Origin of the sequence: Streptomyces sp. NBC_00704 (assembly GCF_036226605.1) — a bacterium.
Lineage (GTDB): Bacteria > Actinomycetota > Actinomycetes > Streptomycetales > Streptomycetaceae > Streptomyces.
The window spans coordinates 2,407,615-2,427,176 of the sequence record NZ_CP109000.1; the positions used below are offsets into that span (position 1 = coordinate 2,407,615).

Below are 19,562 nucleotides of genomic sequence, written 5' to 3' on the forward strand. Positions count from 1 at the left end.
GCAAGAGGTGGCCGGTAATAGTACGTAGGGATCGGTGTCCCGGGTTCCCACCGGTGATGAATTTCAGGTAACCCGGGCTCGTACAGTCGCGCACCCGCCCGTACGGTCGCGTGCGGGGCACCCGGGTACCCCGCATTGTCGTGAGCAGGCCCGAGAAGGCAGGATGACCGCATGACGCACGCGATGCTGAAGGGGTCGAACGTCCCGCTGGAAGCCACCACGGTACGCGCCGTGCTGCGCTGGACCCCCGGGCAGGGGGTCCCGGACGTCGACGTCTCGGCGCTGCTCCTCGGGCTCGACGGCCGTGTGCGCTCCGACGAGGACTTCGTCTTCTACAACCAGCCCCGCCATCCGTCGGGGAAGGTGTGGCGACTCGGCAAGAAGCGCGTCGCCGAGGGCCTCACCGACACCATCCAGACGGATCTCTCCGGTGTCGAGTCCGGCGTCGGCCAGATCCTGCTGGTCGCTTCGGCGGACGGCGTCACGTTCGACCGCGTACGTTCCCTCAGCATCCTGCTGTACGACGCGGCGGCCGACGGCGAGCCGCTGGCCACCTTCGACATCCGGCCCGAGACGGGCGAGGAGACGGCCCTGATCTGCGGCGAGCTGTACCGGCGCGGCGAGGGCTGGAAGTTCCGCGCGCTGGGCGAGGGCTACTCCAACGGCCTCAAGGGCCTGGCCACCGACTTCGGGATCTCGGTGGACGAGTCGGAGGAGGCCGCCGCCGACCCGACGCCGGCCCAGTCCCAGTCCCAGGCCCAGCAGGCGCCGCAGACCCAGCAGGCGCCGCCGACCACCGCCCCGGCCCAGCCGCTGCCTCCGGAGCGCCCGGCCGCGGCCGTGCCCCAGCAGCAGCCGTCCTACGGCTATCCGGCGAGTCTGCCGACGTACGGCTACGGCTATCCGGACGGCGCCTTCCGCCTGCCGCCGCAGGGGCCGCAGTTCATCGGCCGGTGAGCCGCCGGGGCGGCGCGCGGACCGCCCGCCTCGGGGCGGGCCGGGGAGCCGGCGCTTGCGGGCGTCACCTGTCGGCCTTCGCCTTGTAGCCCCGCCCCCACTGGAGCCCCCAGCCGTAGAGCCGGTCCAGCTCGGCCTGGAAGCCGTAGACGAAGCGCACCTCGCGTCGCACGATCAGCTCCTCCTTGACGTTCTCGATCATCACCACCGCGCACGAGCGGGCCTGCGGATGCCGCTCGTCGAGGCCGATCTCGATGCGCGGCCCGTTGCTCGGGTAGAGGGTGACGATCGCGTGCGTGCGGTCGAAGGCCGGCGTCTGGTCGTAGATGTAGACGAAGACGAGGAGGCGCTTGATCTGCTCGCGGTGGTCGAGGTTGACGTACATCGTCTCGCCGGACGCCGACCCGAACCGGTCGTCGCCGCTCAGCTTCACGTACGGCGGCGCGTTGACGTCCCCCAGCAGGCCGCCCAGCGGCTGGACGACGCCCTTGGTGCCGTCGGCCAGCTCGTACAGGCAGCCGAGGTCGAGGTCGACGTTGACCATGCTCTGGCTGTGCCCGACGACCTCCGGGGGCCGCAGCGCCTTGAGCGGATGGCGCAGCAGGCTCTCGCGCTGCGGCCCGCCGATGTCGGAGGTGCGCATCCGCCAGGCCAGGTTCACCCGCAGGTTGCCGGTGGCGGCGCCCTGTTTGGTGAGGGACACCGTGTGATGCCGTTTGGTCAGCTCTATCGCGTTGGTGGCCGCGCTGCCCGAGTCGAAGTCGGCCGCCCTGCTGCCCAGGATCCCGTCGAAGAAGCCCATTCCCGCCCCCACATCCACGTCCACGGCGTTCGCCGGGACACAAGCGACGGGGCGGCCGCGTGCAGGACAGTGTCCGCAACGGCCGCCCCGTTCAGAGCGTTCCTCACCGGGCGAGCGGTCACACCCCGGACGAGACCTCAGTCTTCTCGTCCGTGCCCTGGGCTTTTCCCTCTGCCGCTGCCAGCGCCTTGTTGCGGCGCACGGAGGACCAGAAGGACCAGGCGATCAGGACGACGCCGACGAGGCCGGTGATGACCTCGTTGATCTGGTACTGGATGGTGACCATGAGGATGACGGCGAGGGCGCCGATCGCGTAGTGGGCGCCGTGCTCCAGGTAGACGTAGTCGTCGAGGGTGCCCTGGCGGACCAGGTACACGGTGAGCGACCGGACGTACATGGCGCCGACGCCGAGGCCGAGGGCCATCAGGACGATGTCGTTGGTGATGGCGAAGGCGCCGATCACGCCGTCGAAGGAGAAGGACGCGTCCAGGACCTCGAGGTAGAGGAACATGAAGAAGGCGGCCTGGCCGGCGAGGACGACGGGCGAGCGCTTCTTCCCGCTGCGCGCGGCCTCTTCCTCCTCCTCGTGCTCGCGCTCCTCCTCTTCCTCGAGCTTGTCCTCGAAGTAGCCGGAGAGACCGCCGACGATCATGTACGTGATGAGACCGGCGATGCCGGAGATCAGGACCGTCTGCGCCTTGTCGACGTGCGCGCCGCCGTGCTGGTGGGCGTGGGTGGCGAAGGTGAAGGAGGTGATCAGCAGGACGATCAGCGCGATGCAGACCGACAGCATGTCGACCTTGCCCAGCTTTGCGAGCGGGCGCTCGATCCAGCGCAGCCACTGGATGTCCCGGTCCTCGAAGATGAAGTCCAGGAAGATCATCAGCAGGAACATGCCGCCGAAGGCGGCGATCGACGGGTGGGCGTCGGTGACGAGCTGCTGGTACTTGTCCTTGTCGTTGAGCGCCAGGTCCACCGCGTCGATCGGACCGATCTTGGCGCTGATGGCGACGATGACGACGGGAAAGACCAGCCGCATGCCGAAGACGGCGATCAGCACGCCGACCGTGAGGAAGATCTTCTGCCAGAAGGCGTTCATCTTCTTCAGGATCCCGGCGTTGACCACCGCGTTGTCGAACGACAGCGAGATCTCCAGGATGCAGAGGATCGCCACGATGCCGAGCGCCTCCCACCCCCCGTAGAAGCCCGCCGCCACGAGGCCGAGCGCGGTGATCGCGAACGACCAGCCGAAGGTTTTCAGAAGCACTGGCTACCCAATCGTGTATTGGGGGTCCTCCCGGACGATGTCCGGGGGGAGGGCCTCCCCGCGCCGTACTCGGCTTTACGAAACGTTGACTATGAGCTGCTGAGTCTAAGGGTCGACCGTTACGTGCGGTACAGGAGGTCCCGTACCGGCCGGTAGCCGGGGCGCCGCGCCGTCCCGGGCGCTCCTGAGCGTTCGGGAACGCTCGAGAACGCTAGGAGACGTTCACCCCGAAGTCGAGGGCGATGCCCCGCAGTCCGGACGCGTACCCCTGTCCCACGGCTCTGAACTTCCACTCGCCCTGGTACCGGTAGAGCTCGCCGAAGATCATGGCGGTCTCCGTGCTCGCGTCCTCGCTGAGGTCGTAGCGGGCGAGTTCCTGGCCGTCGGCCTGGTTGACGACGCGGATGAAGGCGTTGGCCACCTGGCCGAAGGTCTGCCCCCGCTCGTCGGCCATGTGGATGGAGACCGGGAAGACGATCTTGTCGCACTGCGGCGGCACCTTGGGGAGGTTCACCAGGAGCGACTCGTCGTCGCCCTCGCCCTCGCCGGTGAGGTTGTCTCCGGTGTGCTCGACCGAGCCGTCCGGGCTCGTGAGCTGGTTGTAGAAGACGAACCACTCGTCCCCCATCACCCTCCCGTTGGTGCACAGCAGGGCGCTGGCGTCCAGGTCGAAAGGGGCTCCGGTGGTGGAGCGCGCGTCCCAGCCGAGTCCGACCATCACCTGAGTGAGGTTCGGCGCGGCCTTGGACAGGGAGACGTTGCCTCCCTTGGCGAGCGTGACGCCCATGTTGCTGGTCCTCCCCTAGGTGGTGCCCGGTGCTGTGCTGCCTCTTGGATGTCCTGCGCGTCCGGCGCCGACCGTAAACGGTGCGGCGCCGGACGGAGCGGACGGTCGGGTGGGTTCAGCCCTGCGGCTCAGACGTTGACGCCGAAGTCCTGCGCGATGCCGCGCAGGCCGGACGCGTAGCCCTGGCCGATGGCGCGGAACTTCCACTCGGCGCCGTGCCGGTACAGCTCACCGAAGACCATGGCGGTCTCGGTCGACGCGTCCTCGCTGAGGTCGTAGCGGGCGATCTCCGCGCCGCCGGCCTGGTTCACGACGCGGATGAACGCGTTGCGGACCTGCCCGAAGGACTGCTGACGGTTCTCGGCGTCGTAGATGGAGACCGGGAAGACGATCTTCTCGACGTCGGCCGGGACGGCGGCGAGGTTCACCTTGATCGCCTCGTCGTCGCCCTCGCCCTCACCGGTGGTGTTGTCGCCGGTGTGCTCGACCGAGCCGTCGGGGCTCTTGAGGTTGTTGAAGAAGACGAAGTTGGCGTCGCTGGCGACCTTGCCCGAGCTGTTCAGCAGCAGCGCGCTGGCGTCCAGGTCGAAGTCGGTGCCGGTCGTGGTGCGCACGTCCCACCCCAGACCGACGATGACCGCGGTCAGGCCCGGGGCCTCCTTGGTCAGCGAAACGTTGCCGCCCTTGCTGAGGCTGACTCCCACGAGTCCTCCATTGGTGTCCTGGGGCGGGGGCCCCGTCGTGCGTTGGATATCGGATCAACGAGTCGATCCTAGTGACGGGTTCCCGCACTACGCAGGCCCCGCACCCGAAGATTCCCAGGGTGTCGGGAACCGCGCGCCGCGATCCGGGCGCGCGCGAGCCCCGCCGGAGCGATCAGAGGGTGTCGAGCGCCTTCACGTACGCGCCCAGGTCACGGGCGTCCGGCAGCGCGTTGACGACCGTCCAGCGCACGACGCCCTCCTTGTCGATGACGAAGGTGCCGCGCACCGCGCAGCCCTTGTCCTCGGCGAACACGCCGTAGGCGCGGGAGACCTCGCCGTGCGGCCAGAAGTCGCTGAGCAGCGGATACTCCAGGCCCTCCTGCTCGGCGAAGACGCGCAGGGTGTGGATGGAGTCGTTGGAGACGGCCAGCACCTCGGTCTCGCGGTCGGCGAACTTCGGCAGGTTGTCGCGCACCTCGCACAGCTCGCCCGTGCACACGCCGGTGAACGCGAAGGGGTAGAAGAGCAGGATCACGTTCTTGCTCCCCCGGAAGTCGGAGAGCTTCACGTCCCGGCCGTGGTTGTCCTTGAGCTCGAAGTCGGGGGCCTTGTCGCCGACCTGGATCGCCATCGCCTGGATGTCCCTTCGTGGGCTGTCTGGGTGAGACCAGCCTACGCAGCGATCACCGGGACGGACGGACGGGCCGGGTCGCTGGGACCCGGCCCGTCCGGACGCGGTCACTTCTGGGACGTCACTCCTCGGACGTCACTTCTTGGACTTGGCCGCCTTGGGCGTCACCAGCCGGCTGCCGCTCCAGTCCTTGCCCACGCTGACGCTCTTGCTGGCCGACAGACCCGCAGTCGTCGCGGCTTCGGAGATGTCGCTCGGCTCCACGTATCCCGTACGGCCGGTCTTCGGCGTCAGGAGGAGGATGGACCCGCCTTCTTCGATGTACGTGGTGGCGTCCACCAGCGCATCCGTCAGGTCTCCGTCATCGTCGCGGAACCAGAGCACTACGGCGTCGGCGACGTCGTCGTAGTCCTCGTCCACCAGATCGCTGCCGATGACTTCCTCGATGGACTCGCGGAGCTCCTGGTCGACGTCGTCGTCGTAGCCGATCTCCTGGACCACCTGCTCGGGCTGGAAACCCAGCCTGACGGCAGGGCTGGTCCGCTCCTCCGCGTGGTCCGCGGTCGCGCTCACGGGTTGCCTCCTGATCATGATGTGGGAATGTCTCAGCCACGCGCGTGCGCGAAGCATTGGCCGTAGTCCACACGGGCGGGACGGATCGCGCAAGTACCCGGCGGTTCGGACCGCCGAAACGGTGACGATCCTGGCCGTGTCGACGCAACTTCAGGCACTCGATGCGGACGAATGGTGATGCACACCACACCTATCTGCCCTGTTTGCGTATTTGAGAACCATCCAAGGGTACGAGATTCGAACGGGTGCCGGTTACCTAGGGGTAGAGATGACGTTTGCGGCCCCTAGGTACACGATGGGGGGCGGTGCAGCTACCGGAGAGAAGCAGCTTGACGCCGGTGACAACCCCCAGCGAGACAAAACACCCCCACACTGCCCCATACAGCCCCACACAGCCCCTCTGACAGGTAAGGAACAGCGTGGCTTCCGGATCCGATCGCAACCCGATCATCATTGGCGGCCTTCCGAGTCAGGTTCCTGACTTCGATCCCGAGGAAACCCAGGAGTGGCTCGACTCCCTCGACGCCGCGATCGACGAGCGCGGCCGGGAGCGGGCCCGCTACCTCATGCTGCGCCTGATCGAGCGGGCCCGCGAGAAGCGCGTGGCCGTGCCCGAGATGCGCAGCACGGACTACGTCAACACCATCCCCACCAGGGCCGAGCCGTTCTTCCCGGGCAACGAGGAGATCGAGCGCAAGATCCTCAACGCGACCCGCTGGAACGCGGCCGTGATGGTGTCCAGGGCCCAGCGCCCGGGCATCGGCGTGGGCGGTCACATCGCCACCTTCGCCTCCTCCGCGTCCCTGTACGACGTCGGCTTCAACCACTTCTTCCGCGGCAAGGACGAGGGCGACGGCGGCGACCAGGTCTTCTTCCAGGGCCACGCCTCGCCGGGCATCTACGCGCGCGCGTTCCTGCTCGACCGGCTCAGCGAGGAGAACCTCGACGCGTTCCGCCAGGAGAAGTCGAAGGCGCCGCACGGGCTGTCCTCGTACCCCCATCCGCGGCTGATGCCGGACTTCTGGGAGTTCCCGACGGTGTCGATGGGCCTCGGCCCGATCGGCGCGATCTACCAGGCGCGGATGAACCGCTACATGCACGCGCGCGGGATCGCCGACACGTCGAAGTCCCACGTGTGGGCGTTCCTCGGCGACGGCGAGATGGACGAGCCGGAGTCGCTCGGCCAGCTCACCATCGCCGCCCGCGAGGGCCTGGACAACCTGACCTTCGTCGTCAACTGCAACCTCCAGCGGCTCGACGGCCCGGTGCGCGGCAACGGCAAGGTGATCCAGGAACTGGAGTCGGTCTTCCGCGGCGCCGGCTGGAACGTGATCAAGCTGATCTGGGACCGGTCCTGGGACCCGCTGCTCGCCCAGGACCGCGACGGCATCCTCGTCAACCGGATGAACACCACGCCGGACGGCCAGTTCCAGACCTACGCCACCGAGTCCGGCTCCTACATCCGCGACCACTTCTTCGGCGACGACCAGCGGCTGCGCGCGATGGTCGAGGGCATGACCGACGACCAGATCCTGCACCTGGGCCGCGGCGGTCACGACCACAAGAAGATCTACGCGGCCTTCAAGGCGGCCGTGGAGCACACCGGCCAGCCGACGGTCATCCTGGCCAAGACGGTCAAGGGCTGGACGCTGGGCCCGAACTTCGAGGGCCGCAACGCCACCCACCAGATGAAGAAGCTGACGGTCGCCGACCTCAAGGGCTTCCGGGACCGGCTGCACCTGCCGATCTCCGACAAGGAGCTGGAGAGCGGCCTCCCGCCGTACTTCCACCCCGGCCGGAACTCGGAAGAGATCCAGTACATGCACGACCGCCGCAAGGGCCTCGGCGGCTATGTGCCGACCCGTGTCGTGCGCTCGAAGCCGCTCGCACTGCCGGACGACAAGACGTACGCGACCGTGAAGAAGGGCTCGGGTCAGCAGTCGATCGCCACGACCATGGCGTTCGTACGGCTGCTCAAGGACCTCATGCGGGACAAGGAACTGGGCAAGCGGTTCGTGCTGATCGCGCCGGACGAGTACCGCACGTTCGGCATGGACTCCTTCTTCCCGAGTGCGAAGATCTACAACCCCCTCGGCCAGCAGTACGAGTCGGTGGACCGTGAACTGCTGCTCGCCTACAAGGAGTCGCCGACCGGGCAGATGCTGCACGACGGCATCTCGGAGGCGGGCTGCACGGCGTCACTGATCGCCGCGGGCTCGGCGTACGCCACCCACGGCGAGCCGCTGATCCCGGTCTACGTCTTCTACTCGATGTTCGGTTTCCAGCGCACCGGCGACCAGTTCTGGCAGATGGCGGACCAGCTGGCGCGCGGTTTCGTCCTGGGCGCGACCGCCGGCCGTACGACGCTGACCGGCGAGGGCCTTCAGCACGCGGACGGCCACTCACAGCTGCTCGCCTCGACGAACCCGGGCTGCGTCGCCTACGACCCGGCGTACGGCTTCGAGATCGCGCACATCGTGCAGGACGGGCTGCGCAGGATGTACGGCAGCTCGCCCGAGCACCCGCACGGCGAGGACGTCTTCTACTACCTCACCGTCTACAACGAGCCCATCCAGCACCCGGCCGAGCCGGAGAACGTGGACGCCGAGGGCATCGTCAAGGGCATCCACCGGTTCAGCGAGGGCGTCTCGGGCTCGATCCCGGCGCAGATCATCGCCTCCGGCGTGGCGGTGCCGTGGGCGGTCGAGGCGCAGCGGATCCTCGCCGAGGAGTGGGACGTCCGGGCGGACGTCTGGTCGGCGACCTCCTGGAACGAGCTGCGGCGCGAGGCCGTCGAGGTCGAGCGGCACAACCTGCTGCACCCGGAGGAGGAGCAGCGCGTGCCGTACGTGACGCGCAAGCTGGCCGGGGCCGAGGGGCCGTTCGTGGCCGTCTCGGACTGGATGCGGTCGGTGCCGGACCAGATCGCCCGCTGGGTGCCGGGCCCGTACCAGTCGCTGGGGGCGGACGGCTTCGGCTTCGCCGACACCCGCGGCGCGGCCCGCCGGTTCTTCCACATCGACGCCCAGTCGGTGGTCGTCGGCGTGCTCACCGAGCTGGCCAAGGAGGGCAGGATCGACCGGTCGCTGCTCAAGCAGGCCATCGACCGGTACCAGCTGCTGGACGCGTCGGCGGCGGACCCGGGGGTCGCCGGGGGCGACGCGTAGCACGGGCCGTGCGTGAAGGGGCGGCGGAGCCGGTCCGGCTCCGCCGCCCCTTCACGCGTTCCCCGCGCCCGTCCGTTCCTGACGCTCCCGGCCGCAGGCCCTGCCCGCGCGCGGGTAGGGCGACGGTCGCCGGACGGGAACATCCGCACACCGGGTGACGCCCCGCGGCGGCCGTTCACGACGGCGTTGAGCCGCGGGGCGGGGAGCCCTCGCCGGCCACCGGGCCGGGACGGATCCCGCCGTCGGTCAGAGCAGTCCGTTGCCCGTTCCCGTGGCGCCCGCCAGCCAGATGATCGCGAGCAGTGTGTCGATGGCGCCGAGGACGACGGCGACCAGGGCCGGTACCGGGCGGGAGCCCGCCCAGGTGCGGCCCATGGCCAGCCAGCCGCAGACGATCGCCGCGGGGCCGAGGACGATCCCCAGCGTGAAGAATCCGGCGACCGCGCAGACGAGGCCGATGATGCCCAGCGTCGCGCGATCCGGCCCGGACCGTGACCCCGTGCGGCCACTCGAGCGGGGGTACCTGCGGGCGCCGTTTCCGAGACCGGCCATCGTCAACTCCCTGGAATCCGGGGCTGTTCGATGGTCGGGTACCCGCGACAGGCGGACTATGCGCCGCGGTTGCCGGGCTGTCGGCGCGCTGTCCCCCTCCGGCAGCGCGCCGCGGCCCTGGCAGCCCTGCCATCCGGAGGGCTTGACTAACTGTGACCTGCGGCGCGTGCCGGATGCGAGGAACCTTTAGCGTTGTCACCCTGATGAGGGATAGATGAGGGATATTCGTTGAAATCCCGTCAGGTCCGCCGACCCGGCGGGAGCCTCAGATGTGGCCCACACCGGCTCCCGCGTCCGCGTTCTCCCCGCGCTTGGTGAACAGCGCGACGACGACGGCGACCACCGCGACCCCGGACGCCACCAGGGACGCGAGGCTCATGCCCGAGATGAACGTGTCGTGGGCGACGTCGGCGATCTTCGCGGCGATCGCCGGGGGCGTGCCCGGACCCACCGGGGCCGCGCCGACCTGGACCGCCTCCGACGCCTGGTCGAGCCGGTCGGGGGTGAGCGCGGGCAGGCCCGCCTCCTTCCAGTTCACCGGGAGGTCGCTGTCGACCTTGGAGGCCATCACGGCGCCCAGCACGGCCGTGCCGAGGCTGCCGCCGATCTGCATGGCCGCCTGCTGGAGACCGCCTGCCACGCCGGACAGCTCCATGGGCGCGTTGCCGACGATCACCTCGGTGGCCCCGACCATGACCGGCGCGAGGCCGAGGCCCAGCAGGGCGAACCAGACCGACATGACACCGCTGCCGGTGTCCGTCTCCAGCGTGGACATGCCGTACATGGCGACGGCGGTGGCCGCCATGCCGCCGGCCAGCGGGATGCGGGGGCCGAGCTTGGTGATCAGCGCGCCCGCGAGCGGGGAGCCGACGATCATCATGCCGGTGAGTGGGAGGAGGTGCAGGCCCGCGTCGATGGGGCTCATGCCGTGCACGTTCTGGAGGTAGAACGTCACGAAGAACAGGCCGCCGAGGAAGGCGACCGCCATCAGGACCATGAGGATCACGCCCGCCGACAGCGGGACCGAGCGGAACAGCGCCAGTGGGATCAGCGGCTCCCGGACCTTCGTCTCCCAGAAGGCGAACGCCGCGAAGAGCGCCGCGGAGCCGAGCACGAACGCCCAGGTCGCCCCGTCGCCCCAGCCCCAGGCCGGCGCCTTGATGAGGGCCCAGACCAGGCAGAACATCGCGCCCGAGAGGAGGGCGATGCCGAGCAGGTCGAACGAGCGCGGAGCGTTCTCGGCCCGGTGGTCGCGCAGGATGAGCACGCCCAGGACCAGGGCGAGGGCGCCCACCGGCACGTTGATGAAGAACACGGACTGCCAGTTGACGTGCTCGACGAGGACGCCGCCGAGGATCGGGCCGCCCGCGGTGGACGCGCCGATGACCATGCCCCACAGGCCGATGGCCATGTTGAGCTTCTCCGCCGGGAAGGTCGCGCGCAGCAGACCGAGCGCGGCCGGCATCAGCAGGGCGCCGAACAGGCCCTGCAGGACCCGGAAGACGACCACCAGCGCGATGCTGTCGGACAGGCCGATCGCGCCCGAGGCGGCGGCGAAGCCGACGACGCCTATGAGGAAGGTCTGGCGGTGGCCGAAGCGGTCGCCGAGCTTGCCCGCGGTGATCAGGGAGACCGCCAGCGCCAGGAAGTAGGCGTTGGTGATCCACTGGACCTCGGCGAAGGTGGCGCCCAGGTCGCTGGCGATGGCCGGGTTGGCGATGGCCACGATGGTGCCGTCGAGGGCCACCATCATGACGCCGACGGCGACGGTGAGCAGGGTGAGCCACGGGTGGCCGCGCAGCCCCTCGGCGGGCGGGCCCTGGGACGGGTCCGCCGGCGTCCTGCCCCCCGGTCCGGTCGAGTCGATCGCGGTCTGACTAGTCATGTGTTCGAGGCTAGTGACAGCCGCTGACAATTGACAAACGAGTTCACAAGTCGGTAACTGACACGTATGGACACCCTGCGCGAACGAAAGAAGCGGCGCACCCGGAACGCGCTGCTGCGGGCCGCCGCGGAGCTGTTCACGTCCCAGGGCTACGACGGGACGACCGTCGACGAGATCGCCGAGGCCGTCGACGTCTCCCAGCGCACCTTCTTCCGCTACTTCGCCGGCAAGGACGAGGCGGCGCTGGGCCTGGTGGAGATGACGGTGGCCCGGTTCGTCGAGGCGGTCCGCGACCGCCCGCCGGGCGAGGCGCCGATGCGGGCGCTGCGCGGGGCCGTCATCGAGGGCTGGTACGCGATCAACGAGGTCGTCGAGTCCGTCGTCCCGGTGGAGCTGTATCTGCGCATGTACCGGGTGATCGAGGAGACGCCGGTGCTGCTCGCCGCGCATCTGAGACGCTCGGCGGAGGTCGAGGAGGACCTGGCGCGGGTGATCGCCGAGCGCGAGGGGCTCGACGTGGACGCCGATCCGCGGCCCCGGCTGGCGGTGGCCGTGTTCAGCGGGGCGATGCGGGCGGCGGAGCGCCAGTGGTCCGCGGGCGGGGAACTCGGCCCGGAGGCGATCCGGCTGATCACGGCGCGGTGTCTCGACGGGCTGGGACCGGCGCTGCTGGGCGACTGGCGTGAGCCGGAACGGGCCGCGGCGTCCGGGAGCGGGTCCGGGAGGCTCGCGCAGGCCTGAACTCGCACAGGCCTGAAGGGGATCATGACCACTCGGACCGCGGTTGAAACGTGATCCGTGTCACTTGATTCACCCGAGACCCTCTCGTTCTCCTAGTGTGTCCTTACAGTGACTTCCTTCGACACCTCCCCTCAGCTCAACGTCTGGCGCGCGCTGGCCGCCCTGGCCGTGGTGTTCGTGATGCTGACGACCACCGGCTGGACCGCCCTGCACCAGCACCGGGGCGCCACCGCCCTGCAGAACTCGCGCACGGCGTGGGAGCACGGCCGGATCGACGGCCGGCGGCTGCCGGACCCCGCCTCGGCCCCCGCCCGGCTCGCCCGTTTCTTCGCCGCGCTGACCGCGCCGCAGCGCACCGCCCTCGCGCACGACTACGCGCTCGCGGTGGGCAACATGAACGGCGCACCCGTGGAGCTGCGCTATCGCGCCAACCGCGTCGCCCTTCAGCAGCAGATCCGGCTGGAGCGCGCACGGCTGCACGACAGTCGGCTCACCCCCGCCGGGCAGCAACTGGCCGACCGCCGCATGCACCGCTACCAGGCGCTGAGCACCGCGGACCGGCAGATCCTCGCCTTCGACCCGGAGGGCTCCGGCCGGGCCGCCGAGGTGTTCGGCAGACTCGACGACGCCGAGCGGATCTCCGTGGTCGTGCCCGGCGTCGACACCGACCTGCTCACCTTCCAGCGCACCAACCGCAGGTACTCGGCGCCCGTCGGCATGGCGCAGGCCCTGTACGCGGCCGAGCACGAGGCGAGCCCGTCGACGCGGACGGCCGTGATCGCCTGGGCCGACTACACCTCGCCCGACGGCCTGGGCATCGACTCGGCCACCGCGATGCGCGCCAGGAACGGCGCCGTCCGGCTGAACGCCCTGCTCGGCGCCCTGCCCGGCCGCACGCCGGTGTCGCTGTTCTGCCACAGCTACGGCTCGGTGGTGTGCGGGGTCGCCGCGCGCTCCCTGCCGGGCCGGGTCAGCGACATCGCGGTGGCCGGCAGCCCCGGGATGCGCGTGGACAAGGCGGCCGAGCTGGGCACCGACGCCCGCGTGTGGGCGATGCGCGACGCCGACGACTGGATCCAGGACGTGCCGCACCTGGAGGTCGGCGGCCTCGGGCACGGCGAGGACCCGATGGCGCGGGAGTTCGGCGCGCGCGTGCTGTCGGCGCGGGAGGCGCGGGGCCACGGAGGCTACTTCGAGCCGGGCACGGACAGCCTGCGCAACTTCGCCGAGATCGGCACCGGCGCGTTCCGTTCGGTGGAGTGCGCCCACGATGATGACGCCTGCACGGCGGGTTTGACCGACACGACAGAGGCCGGACGCGCGTAGAGACGCGGCAATTGCGGGTGCGCGCGGGGAGGGGACGAAGAATGGGTGTCACACATACGATGAGCCGCATGGGTGACGTACTGGCCGGATTTCATGCCGCCTGGGAGTTCGAGTCCGATTCCGTCCTCATCCGCTACGAACGGGGGCTGCGCACACCCAAGCTGCTCTCCGCGCTCGGGGAACGCCGGATCCCGCTCTCGGCCCTGGCCGGCGTGACGCTGACGCCCGGCAAGCGCGGGACGGTCGTCCTGCGCGCGGAGCCCCGCCCGGGAGCCGACCCGCTGATGGAGGCGGCCGACGGCCAGCTCAAGGAGGGCAGCGACCCCTACCGGCTGGTGCTGCCCGCCGAGCGCGCGACCCTCGCCGAGTACTACGCCGACGAGCTGAAGTCGCAGCTGACCGCCTCCGGTCCGGCCGAACGATTCCTGGTGGACGCCCCCGAGGCCCCGCTGTCGTTCAAGGCGTACGACGGCAAGGCCTCGTTCGACGGGCGGACGGTGCGCTTCCGGTGGTTCTGGACGGGGGCGTCGTCCGCCAAGTGGAAGGCCGGCGACCAGAGCTTCGCCGTCTCCGAGCTGAGCGGCATCGAGTGGCGCTCGCCGGAGGTGTTCGAGGGACACCTGCGGCTGGTCAACGGACAGGACGCGCCGGCGCAGCCCGACCAGGATCCGGCGACCGTCGTTTTCGGGCTCGGCTACGGGCCCGTCCACGAGTCGCTGCCGTTCGCCGCGGCCGTGCTGGCGGCGGTCCGCGGGCGCGGGGCCTCGGCGGCCGTCCCGGCCACGACCGTGCCGCGCCGCGATCCGGCCGACATCGCCGACCGGATCCGCCACCTCGGCGAGCTGCACCAGGCCGGACTGGTCACCGACGAGGAGTTCTCCGTCAAGAAGGCCGAGCTGCTGGCCGAGCTGTAGGCCCGCCCGTCCGGATCAGAACCCCGGACGCGGGCCGGTCACTCGCGGCCCGCGGAGGCGAACCGCATGTCCGCGTACCGGTCGCCGGCCACCTTCGCCGAGATCGGCTCCAGCAGGGCCAGCTCCGCCTCGCTCAGCACGATCGCCGTCGCCGCCGTGTTCTCCTCCACCCGGGCCGGCCTGCGGGTGCCCGGGATGGGGATCACCGGCAGACCGTGCACCGCGCCGCGCTGCTGGACCCAGGCCAGCGCGATCTGGCCGGGCGAGGCGCCGTGGGCCTCGGCCACCGTGCGGACCGGCTCCAGCAGGGCCGCGTTGACGACCGCGTTCTCGCCGTTGAAGCGGGGCTGCTGACGGCGGAAGTCGTCGGCGGTGAGGTCCGTCGCGGCGTCGGCGAACGAGCCGGTGAGGAAGCCCCGGCCGAGCGGCGAGTAGGGGACGAGGCTCACCCCCAGCTCGCGGGCCGCCGGCACCACCTGCGCCTCGATGTCGCGGCTGAACAACGACCACTCCGACTGGACCGCGGCGATGGGGTGGACGCCCTGCGCCGCGCGCAGCTCGGCGGCCGTCACCTCGCTCAGGCCCAGCTGCTTGACCTTGCCCTCGCGCACCAGCTCGGCCATCACGCCGACGGTGTCCTCGATCGGCACGTTCACATCACGGCGGTGCATGTAGTACAGGTCGATGACGTCGACGTCCAGACGCCGCAGGCTCGCCTCGACGGCCTCGCGGATGTAGGGCGCGTCGTTGCGGATGATCCGCCGCGAGGGGTCCTCCGGGGGGATCGCCAGGGCGAACTTGGTGGCGATCACGACCTCGTCGCGGTGCGCCTTGAAGAACGGCGCGAGGAACTTCTCGTTCTCGCCCGCGCCGTACGCGTCGGCCGTGTCGTAGAGCGTGACGCCCAGCTCCAGGGCCCGTTCCAGCGCGGCGCGGGACGCGTCGGCGTCCGTGGGACCGTAGGCGAAGCTCATGCCCATGCAGCCGAGGCCCTGGACGCCGACCTCGGGTCCGTTCTCTCCGAGTCGTGCCGTGGGGATCGTGCTGGACGTCATCGGGCGGTCCTTTCCGCTTCGTGGAGCTGGTGGTCGGGGAGCTGTTGGTCGGGGAGCTGGGGGTCGTGGGACCGGGCGCGCAGGGCGTCCCCGTAGAACGTGATCTTCCGGTCGAGCACGGCGAGCGTGTCCTGGAGTTCGGCGATCCTGGCCCGCACGTCGCGCCGGGTGTTCTCCAGCAGCTCGTGGCGCTCGCCGAACGTGTGCGCGCCCTCGCGGACCAGTTCGGCGTACCGCACCATGTCGGCGACCGGCATGCCGGTGAGCCGCAGCTTCCCGACGAGGTCGAGCCAGTCCAGGTCACGGTTGCTGTAGCGGCGCTGACCGGTGTGCGAGCGGTCGACGTGCGGCATCAGCCCGATCCGCTCGTACCAGCGCAGGGTGTGGGCCGTCAGGCCGGTGAAGGCGACCACCTCGCTGATCGTGTAGCTGTCCCGGCCGTCCGGCCGGGGGTGCCGCGGTGGGGGCGCGGCGCAGACGTCTGCGGGGTCCGGGTTCTGCTCGATGGTCACGGGCGTGGTCTGCAACACCGTCATGACCACCACGCTATGACCTTGGAGTGCGCTCCAAGCAAGCGGATCCGGTGAGAAAACCGGAGGACTCGGCCTGATCGCATTGGTTAGCGTGCGGGAATGACTCCCGTACGCCGTGCCCTGCCCGAGGACGCCGCCGAAGTGCTGCGGCTGCGTCAGGTGATGATCGACTCGCTGTCGCCCGCCGACGGGTCCGGCGGGTCCGTCGACTGGCACGCCGAGTCGCTGCCCACGCTGCGCGGACGGCTGTCCGAGCCGGACGGCGACTTCGCCGCCTTCGTCGTCGACCACCCCGAGCGGCCGGGGGTCCTGGCCGCGCTGGTCGCCGGGACGGTCGAGTACCGCATCGGGCGCGCCGGCAACCCGCGCGGGACGATCGGCTACGTCTTCTCCGTCGCCACCGATCCGGACGCGCGCCGCCGGGGGTACGCGCGCGCGGGCATGGACGCGCTGCTGGCCTGGTTCCGGGCGCGGGGCGCGGTCCGGGTGCAGCTCACCGCGTCCCCGGACGCGGCCCCGCTGTACGCGTCGCTGGGCTTCCGGCCCAAGCCGGACCCCTTGATGGAGCTGCCGCTGTGAGCCGCATAGGGTCGTGGGCATGTCGTTGAAGAGTCTCGCGCTGATCGAGAACTGGCCGGTTCCCTCCGCCGCCGCGGGCGTCGTGCGGGCCGACGGCACGGTGGCGGGCGTCCACGGCCCCGTCGGCCGGCGTTTCCCGCTGGCCTCGGTCACCAAGCCGCTCACCGCCTACGCGGCCCTCGTCGCGTACGAGGAGGGCGCGGTGGAGCTGAACGAGCCCGCGGGGCCGCCCGGTTCCACGGTCCGCCACCTCCTCGCGCACACCTCCGGTCTCGCCTTCGACGAGCACCGCACGACGGCCGCGCCGGGTGAGCGCCGGCTGTACTCCAACGCCGGGTTCGAGCAGCTGGGCGACCACATCGCGAAGGCGACGGACATCCCGTTCGCGGAGTACCTGCGGCAGGCGGTCCTGGAGCCGCTGGGGATGACGGCGACGACCCTCGACGGCTCCCCCGCCAAGGACGGCGTCTCCACGGTCGAGGATCTGCTGCGGTTCGCGGCCGAGTTGCAGGCACCCGCGCTGCTGGATCCGCGGACGGTGGCGGCGGCCATGTCCGTGCAGTTCCCGGGGACGAAGGGCGTGCTGCCCGGGTACGGGCACCACAACCCCAACGACTGGGGACTGGGCTTCGAGATCCGTGACGCCAAGTCCCCGCACTGGACCGGGAGTTCGTCGTCGCCGCGGACGTTCGGCCACTTCGGGCAGTCCGGCACGTTCCTGTGGGTGGACCCCGACGCGGGGGCGGCCGCGGTCGCGCTGGCGGACCGGGCGTTCGGCCCGTGGGCGGTCGAGGCCTGGCCGCCGTTCACGGACGCGGTGCTGGCGGAGATCCGCTAGCCGGCCGGCTCCTCCCGGCTGGCCGACCCCCGGCCGGCCGACTCCTGACCGGCCGGCTCCCGGCCCGCCGACTCCCGACCGGCCGACTCCCGACCGGCCGGCTCCTGACCGGCCGGCTCCTGACCGGCCGGCTCCTGACCGGCCGGCTCCTGACCGGCCGGCTCCTGACCCGTCAGTTCCCACAGCAGCAGCTCCGCCGCCGTCGTCCCCACCGCCTCCAGGTCCTTCGCGTCCGTGACGCGGGCCGCGTCCCCGGGCGCCAGTTCCTCGTCGCCCAGGCGGACCTCGCCGCGGACGACGTGGACGTAGACGAGCGGGGCGTCCGGCACCGCCGTGCGCTCCCCCGCGCCCAGCCGCCGGACGTGCAGCATCGCGCCCGCCCGCGGGACGGCGTAGGGGGTGGAGTCGGCGATGCCGCGGACGATCTCGTAGGCCGGGTCGCCGCCGGGTTCCGCCGGGGCCAGCCACATCTGGACGAAGGTCAGGGGCGCGCCGCCGCCGTTGCGCTCCACGTGCCGTACGCCGCCCGCCGAGCTGAGCCGCTGCACGTCGCCGGGGCGCACACGGGTCTCGTGACCGGCCGAGTCGCGGTGGGTCAGCTCGCCCTCGACGACCCAGGTGACGATCTCCGTGTGGCTGTGGGGGTGCTCGTCGAACCCGGCGCCCGGGTAGAGGCGCTCCTCGTTGCACGCGAGCAGCGGGCCGAAGCGGAGGTTGCCGGGGTCGTAGTGGGGGCCGAAGGAGAACGCGTGCCACGACTCGATGCCGGCGGCCGGGTCCCCGCCTCGGTAGCGCTCACCTGCGCGCCGTACGTCCATCACGGGGTCCACCGTAGACCCGCCGCGCCCTCGCGCGCGGGGCCCCGGCGCGGCGGGCCGCCCCTCGGACCGGGCGAAGGCCGGGGCACGGGCGGGGCGCGGGCGGGGCGGAGACGACCCACCGGCACGAACACGTGCGGCGATAAGGCAGTCTTGTCCATGTGCCCGAACCAGAAACGAGTCGCCCCCAGCCCGCGGTCGCCGTCCACTCCCACCCCGCCACGCTGAAGCGGCTGGAGAAGTCCTCCGGAAGTCTCGCCGCCCAGGCCATCGCGCGGATGGACGAGACACTGCCCTGGTACCGGGCGATGCCCCCGGAGAACCGTTCCTGGATCGGACTGGTCGCCCAGGCGGGCATCGCCGCCTTCACCGAGTGGTTCCGGCGCCCCGACGCCCCCCAGGCGATCTCCACCGACGTGTTCGGCACGGCGCCGCGCGAGCTGACCCGGGCGATCACGCTGCGGCAGACCGTCGAGATGGTGCGGACCACGATCGAGGTCATGGAGTCCGCGATCGACGAGGTCGCGGCCCCCGGCGACGAGAACGTGCTGCGCGAGGCGCTCCTCGTGTACGCACGGGAGATCGCCTTCGCCACCGCCCAGGTGTACGCGCAGGCCGCCGAGGCACGCGGCGCCTGGGACGCGCGGCTGGAGTCGCTCGTGGTGAACGCCGTGCTGAGCGGCGAGGCGGACGAGGGGGCCGTGAGCCGGGCCGCCGCGCTCGGCTGGAACGCGCCGGAACATGTGTGCGTCGTCCTGGGCACCGCCCCGGACGGCGACTCGGAGCTGACCGTGGAGGCCATCCGGCGGGCCTCGCGGCATTCCAAGCTCCAGGTGCTGACCGGAGTGCTCGGCACCCGGCTGGTGGTGATCGCCGGCGGCAGCGACAACCCGCTCGCCGTCGCGAAGTCGCTGATCGGGCCGTTCGCCGCGGGACCCGTCGTGGCCGGACCCGTCGTCCCCGACCTGCTGGCCGCGACCCGGTCCGCACAGGCCGCCGCGGCCGGTCTGAAGGCCTGTTCCGCCTGGCAGGACGCTCCGCGGCCGGTGCTGGCGGACGATCTGCTGCCGGAGCGCGCCATCGCCGGTGATCCCGGTGCGCGCGAGCAGTTGGTGGAGGAGATCTACAGACCGCTGGAGGAGGCCGGGTCCGCGCTCCTGGAGACGCTCTCGGTCTATCTCGAACAGGCGTCCAGTCTCGAAGGGGCCGCCCGGATGCTCTTCGTCCACCCGAACACCGTGCGCTACCGGCTCCGACGTGTGACTGACGTCACCGGCTGGTCGCCGTCGGATGTACGCTCCGCGTTCACGCTCCGGATCGCGCTGATCCTGGGGCGTCTGGCCGACGGAGATCCTCAGACCTAGCCTTTTGTCGGGGGTCCACAAAACCCCCTGCCGTTCTTCGTCCCTGTCCCCACGGGCGGCTTCGGCCGT

18 protein-coding genes and 1 pseudogene are annotated in these 19,562 nt (G+C 70.9%); 8 read left to right on the plus strand and 11 right to left on the minus strand.

The features are described from left to right. The first annotated feature begins 171 nt into the window (after window positions 1-171). Window positions 172-957, plus strand: coding sequence for a TerD family protein (locus OG802_RS10640; protein WP_329409425.1), 786 nt, complete (start codon window positions 172-174; stop codon window positions 955-957). A 64-nt stretch (window positions 958-1,021) separates the two neighbouring features. Here the strand turns inward: OG802_RS10640 and OG802_RS10645 are convergent, their stop codons facing one another. From OG802_RS10645 to OG802_RS10670, 6 genes are all read right to left on the minus strand, one after another. Further along, window positions 1,022-1,759, minus strand: a complete 738-nt coding sequence (locus OG802_RS10645) for a TerD family protein (protein WP_329417019.1) — start codon at window positions 1,757-1,759, stop codon at window positions 1,022-1,024. A 118-nt stretch (window positions 1,760-1,877) separates the two neighbouring features. Beyond that, window positions 1,878-3,026, minus strand: coding sequence for a DUF475 domain-containing protein (locus tag OG802_RS10650; protein WP_329409427.1), 1,149 nt, complete (start codon window positions 3,024-3,026; stop codon window positions 1,878-1,880). Between the two features lie 211 nt (window positions 3,027-3,237). Next, the gene (locus tag OG802_RS10655) at window positions 3,238-3,813 is read right to left on the minus strand and encodes a TerD family protein (protein ID WP_329409429.1); all 576 of its coding nucleotides are present in this window, start codon (window positions 3,811-3,813) and stop codon (window positions 3,238-3,240) included. Window positions 3,814-3,941: 128 nt separating this feature from the next. Next, entirely contained in the window at window positions 3,942-4,517 is a 576-nt protein-coding gene (locus OG802_RS10660; protein ID WP_329409430.1) for a calcium homeostasis/redox stress adaptation protein, read from the minus strand. 172 nt (window positions 4,518-4,689) lie between these two features. Next, window positions 4,690-5,148, minus strand: a complete 459-nt coding sequence (locus OG802_RS10665) for a peroxiredoxin (protein ID WP_069769030.1) — start codon at window positions 5,146-5,148, stop codon at window positions 4,690-4,692. A 135-nt stretch (window positions 5,149-5,283) separates the two neighbouring features. Further along, window positions 5,284-5,721 (minus strand): DUF3052 domain-containing protein, encoded by a 438-nt coding sequence (locus OG802_RS10670; RefSeq protein WP_057583034.1) that lies wholly within the window; start codon window positions 5,719-5,721, stop codon window positions 5,284-5,286. Between the two features lie 419 nt (window positions 5,722-6,140). On the opposite strand from OG802_RS10670, the gene aceE reads away from it, so the two are divergent. Then, complete coding sequence (gene aceE, locus OG802_RS10675; protein WP_329409434.1) at window positions 6,141-8,888, plus strand: pyruvate dehydrogenase (acetyl-transferring), homodimeric type; 2,748 nt, start codon at window positions 6,141-6,143, stop codon at window positions 8,886-8,888. 246 nt (window positions 8,889-9,134) lie between these two features. On the opposite strand, the gene OG802_RS10680 is transcribed toward aceE, so the two are convergent. Then, window positions 9,135-9,440: a small hydrophobic protein gene (locus OG802_RS10680; protein ID WP_329409436.1), complete on the minus strand. Its 306-nt coding sequence runs from the start codon at window positions 9,438-9,440 to the stop codon at window positions 9,135-9,137. A gap of 265 nt (window positions 9,441-9,705) precedes the next feature. Next, the gene (locus OG802_RS10685; protein WP_329409438.1) at window positions 9,706-11,325 is read right to left on the minus strand and encodes an MFS transporter; all 1,620 of its coding nucleotides are present in this window, start codon (window positions 11,323-11,325) and stop codon (window positions 9,706-9,708) included. A gap of 66 nt (window positions 11,326-11,391) precedes the next feature. Here OG802_RS10685 and OG802_RS10690 point away from each other — a divergent pair, with 66 nt between their 5' ends. From OG802_RS10690 to OG802_RS10700, 3 genes are all read left to right on the plus strand, one after another. Beyond that, window positions 11,392-12,066: a TetR family transcriptional regulator gene (locus OG802_RS10690; protein ID WP_329409440.1), complete on the plus strand. Its 675-nt coding sequence runs from the start codon at window positions 11,392-11,394 to the stop codon at window positions 12,064-12,066. A 108-nt stretch (window positions 12,067-12,174) separates the two neighbouring features. Beyond that, window positions 12,175-13,392, plus strand: coding sequence for an alpha/beta hydrolase (locus tag OG802_RS10695; protein ID WP_329409441.1), 1,218 nt, complete (start codon window positions 12,175-12,177; stop codon window positions 13,390-13,392). 59 nt (window positions 13,393-13,451) lie between these two features. Continuing rightward, window positions 13,452-14,306 carry a DUF4429 domain-containing protein gene (locus OG802_RS10700; RefSeq protein WP_329417020.1) on the plus strand — a complete coding sequence of 285 codons (855 nt, stop codon included), beginning with the start codon at window positions 13,452-13,454 and terminating at the stop codon, window positions 14,304-14,306. A 38-nt stretch (window positions 14,307-14,344) separates the two neighbouring features. On the opposite strand, the gene OG802_RS10705 is transcribed toward OG802_RS10700, so the two are convergent. Both OG802_RS10705 and OG802_RS10710 read right to left on the minus strand, forming a co-directional pair. After that, window positions 14,345-15,361: an aldo/keto reductase gene (locus tag OG802_RS10705; RefSeq protein WP_329409442.1), complete on the minus strand. Its 1,017-nt coding sequence runs from the start codon at window positions 15,359-15,361 to the stop codon at window positions 14,345-14,347. Further along, complete coding sequence (locus OG802_RS10710; RefSeq protein WP_329409443.1) at window positions 15,358-15,897, minus strand: MerR family transcriptional regulator; 540 nt, start codon at window positions 15,895-15,897, stop codon at window positions 15,358-15,360. The genes OG802_RS10705 and OG802_RS10710 overlap by 4 nt, the downstream gene beginning before the upstream one ends. Window positions 15,898-15,993: 96 nt before the next feature. Between OG802_RS10710 and OG802_RS10715 the strand changes: the two genes are divergently transcribed. Both OG802_RS10715 and OG802_RS10720 read left to right on the plus strand, forming a co-directional pair. Then, window positions 15,994-16,473 carry a GNAT family N-acetyltransferase gene (locus OG802_RS10715; protein ID WP_329409444.1) on the plus strand — a complete coding sequence of 160 codons (480 nt, stop codon included), beginning with the start codon at window positions 15,994-15,996 and terminating at the stop codon, window positions 16,471-16,473. Window positions 16,474-16,492: 19 nt separating this feature from the next. Continuing rightward, window positions 16,493-17,311 (plus strand): serine hydrolase domain-containing protein, encoded by an 819-nt coding sequence (locus OG802_RS10720; protein ID WP_329409446.1) that lies wholly within the window; start codon window positions 16,493-16,495, stop codon window positions 17,309-17,311. Window positions 17,312-17,481: 170 nt separating this feature from the next. On the opposite strand, the pseudogene OG802_RS10725 reads toward OG802_RS10720, so the two are convergent. Continuing rightward, a pseudogene (locus tag OG802_RS10725) lies at window positions 17,482-18,129 on the minus strand (pirin family protein); the annotation flags it as partial. A gap of 161 nt (window positions 18,130-18,290) precedes the next feature. Between OG802_RS10725 and fasR the strand changes: the two are divergent. Continuing rightward, window positions 18,291-19,493, plus strand: coding sequence for a fatty acid biosynthesis transcriptional regulator FasR (gene fasR / locus OG802_RS10730; protein WP_109001419.1), 1,203 nt, complete (start codon window positions 18,291-18,293; stop codon window positions 19,491-19,493). Window positions 19,494-19,562: the final 69 nt, after the last annotated feature.

Coding starts and splice junctions, on each gene's coding strand:
- OG802_RS10715 (WP_329409444.1), top strand. CDS start 15,994: ATGACTCCCGTACGCCGTGCCCTGCCCGAGGACGCCGCCGAAGTGCTG.
- OG802_RS10645 (WP_329417019.1), bottom strand. CDS start 1,759: ATGGGCTTCTTCGACGGGATCCTGGGCAGCAGGGCGGCCGACTTCGAC.
- OG802_RS10710 (WP_329409443.1), bottom strand. CDS start 15,897: ATGACGGTGTTGCAGACCACGCCCGTGACCATCGAGCAGAACCCGGAC.
- OG802_RS10665 (WP_069769030.1), bottom strand. CDS start 5,148: ATGGCGATCCAGGTCGGCGACAAGGCCCCCGACTTCGAGCTCAAGGAC.
- OG802_RS10705 (WP_329409442.1), bottom strand. CDS start 15,361: ATGACGTCCAGCACGATCCCCACGGCACGACTCGGAGAGAACGGACCC.
- OG802_RS10655 (WP_329409429.1), bottom strand. CDS start 3,813: ATGGGCGTCACGCTCGCCAAGGGAGGCAACGTCTCCCTGTCCAAGGCC.
- OG802_RS10685 (WP_329409438.1), bottom strand. CDS start 11,325: ATGACTAGTCAGACCGCGATCGACTCGACCGGACCGGGGGGCAGGACG.
- OG802_RS10640 (WP_329409425.1), top strand. CDS start 172: ATGACGCACGCGATGCTGAAGGGGTCGAACGTCCCGCTGGAAGCCACC.
- OG802_RS10720 (WP_329409446.1), top strand. CDS start 16,493: ATGTCGTTGAAGAGTCTCGCGCTGATCGAGAACTGGCCGGTTCCCTCC.
- OG802_RS10680 (WP_329409436.1), bottom strand. CDS start 9,440: ATGGCCGGTCTCGGAAACGGCGCCCGCAGGTACCCCCGCTCGAGTGGC.
- OG802_RS10700 (WP_329417020.1), top strand. CDS start 13,452: ATGAGCCGCATGGGTGACGTACTGGCCGGATTTCATGCCGCCTGGGAG.
- OG802_RS10690 (WP_329409440.1), top strand. CDS start 11,392: ATGGACACCCTGCGCGAACGAAAGAAGCGGCGCACCCGGAACGCGCTG.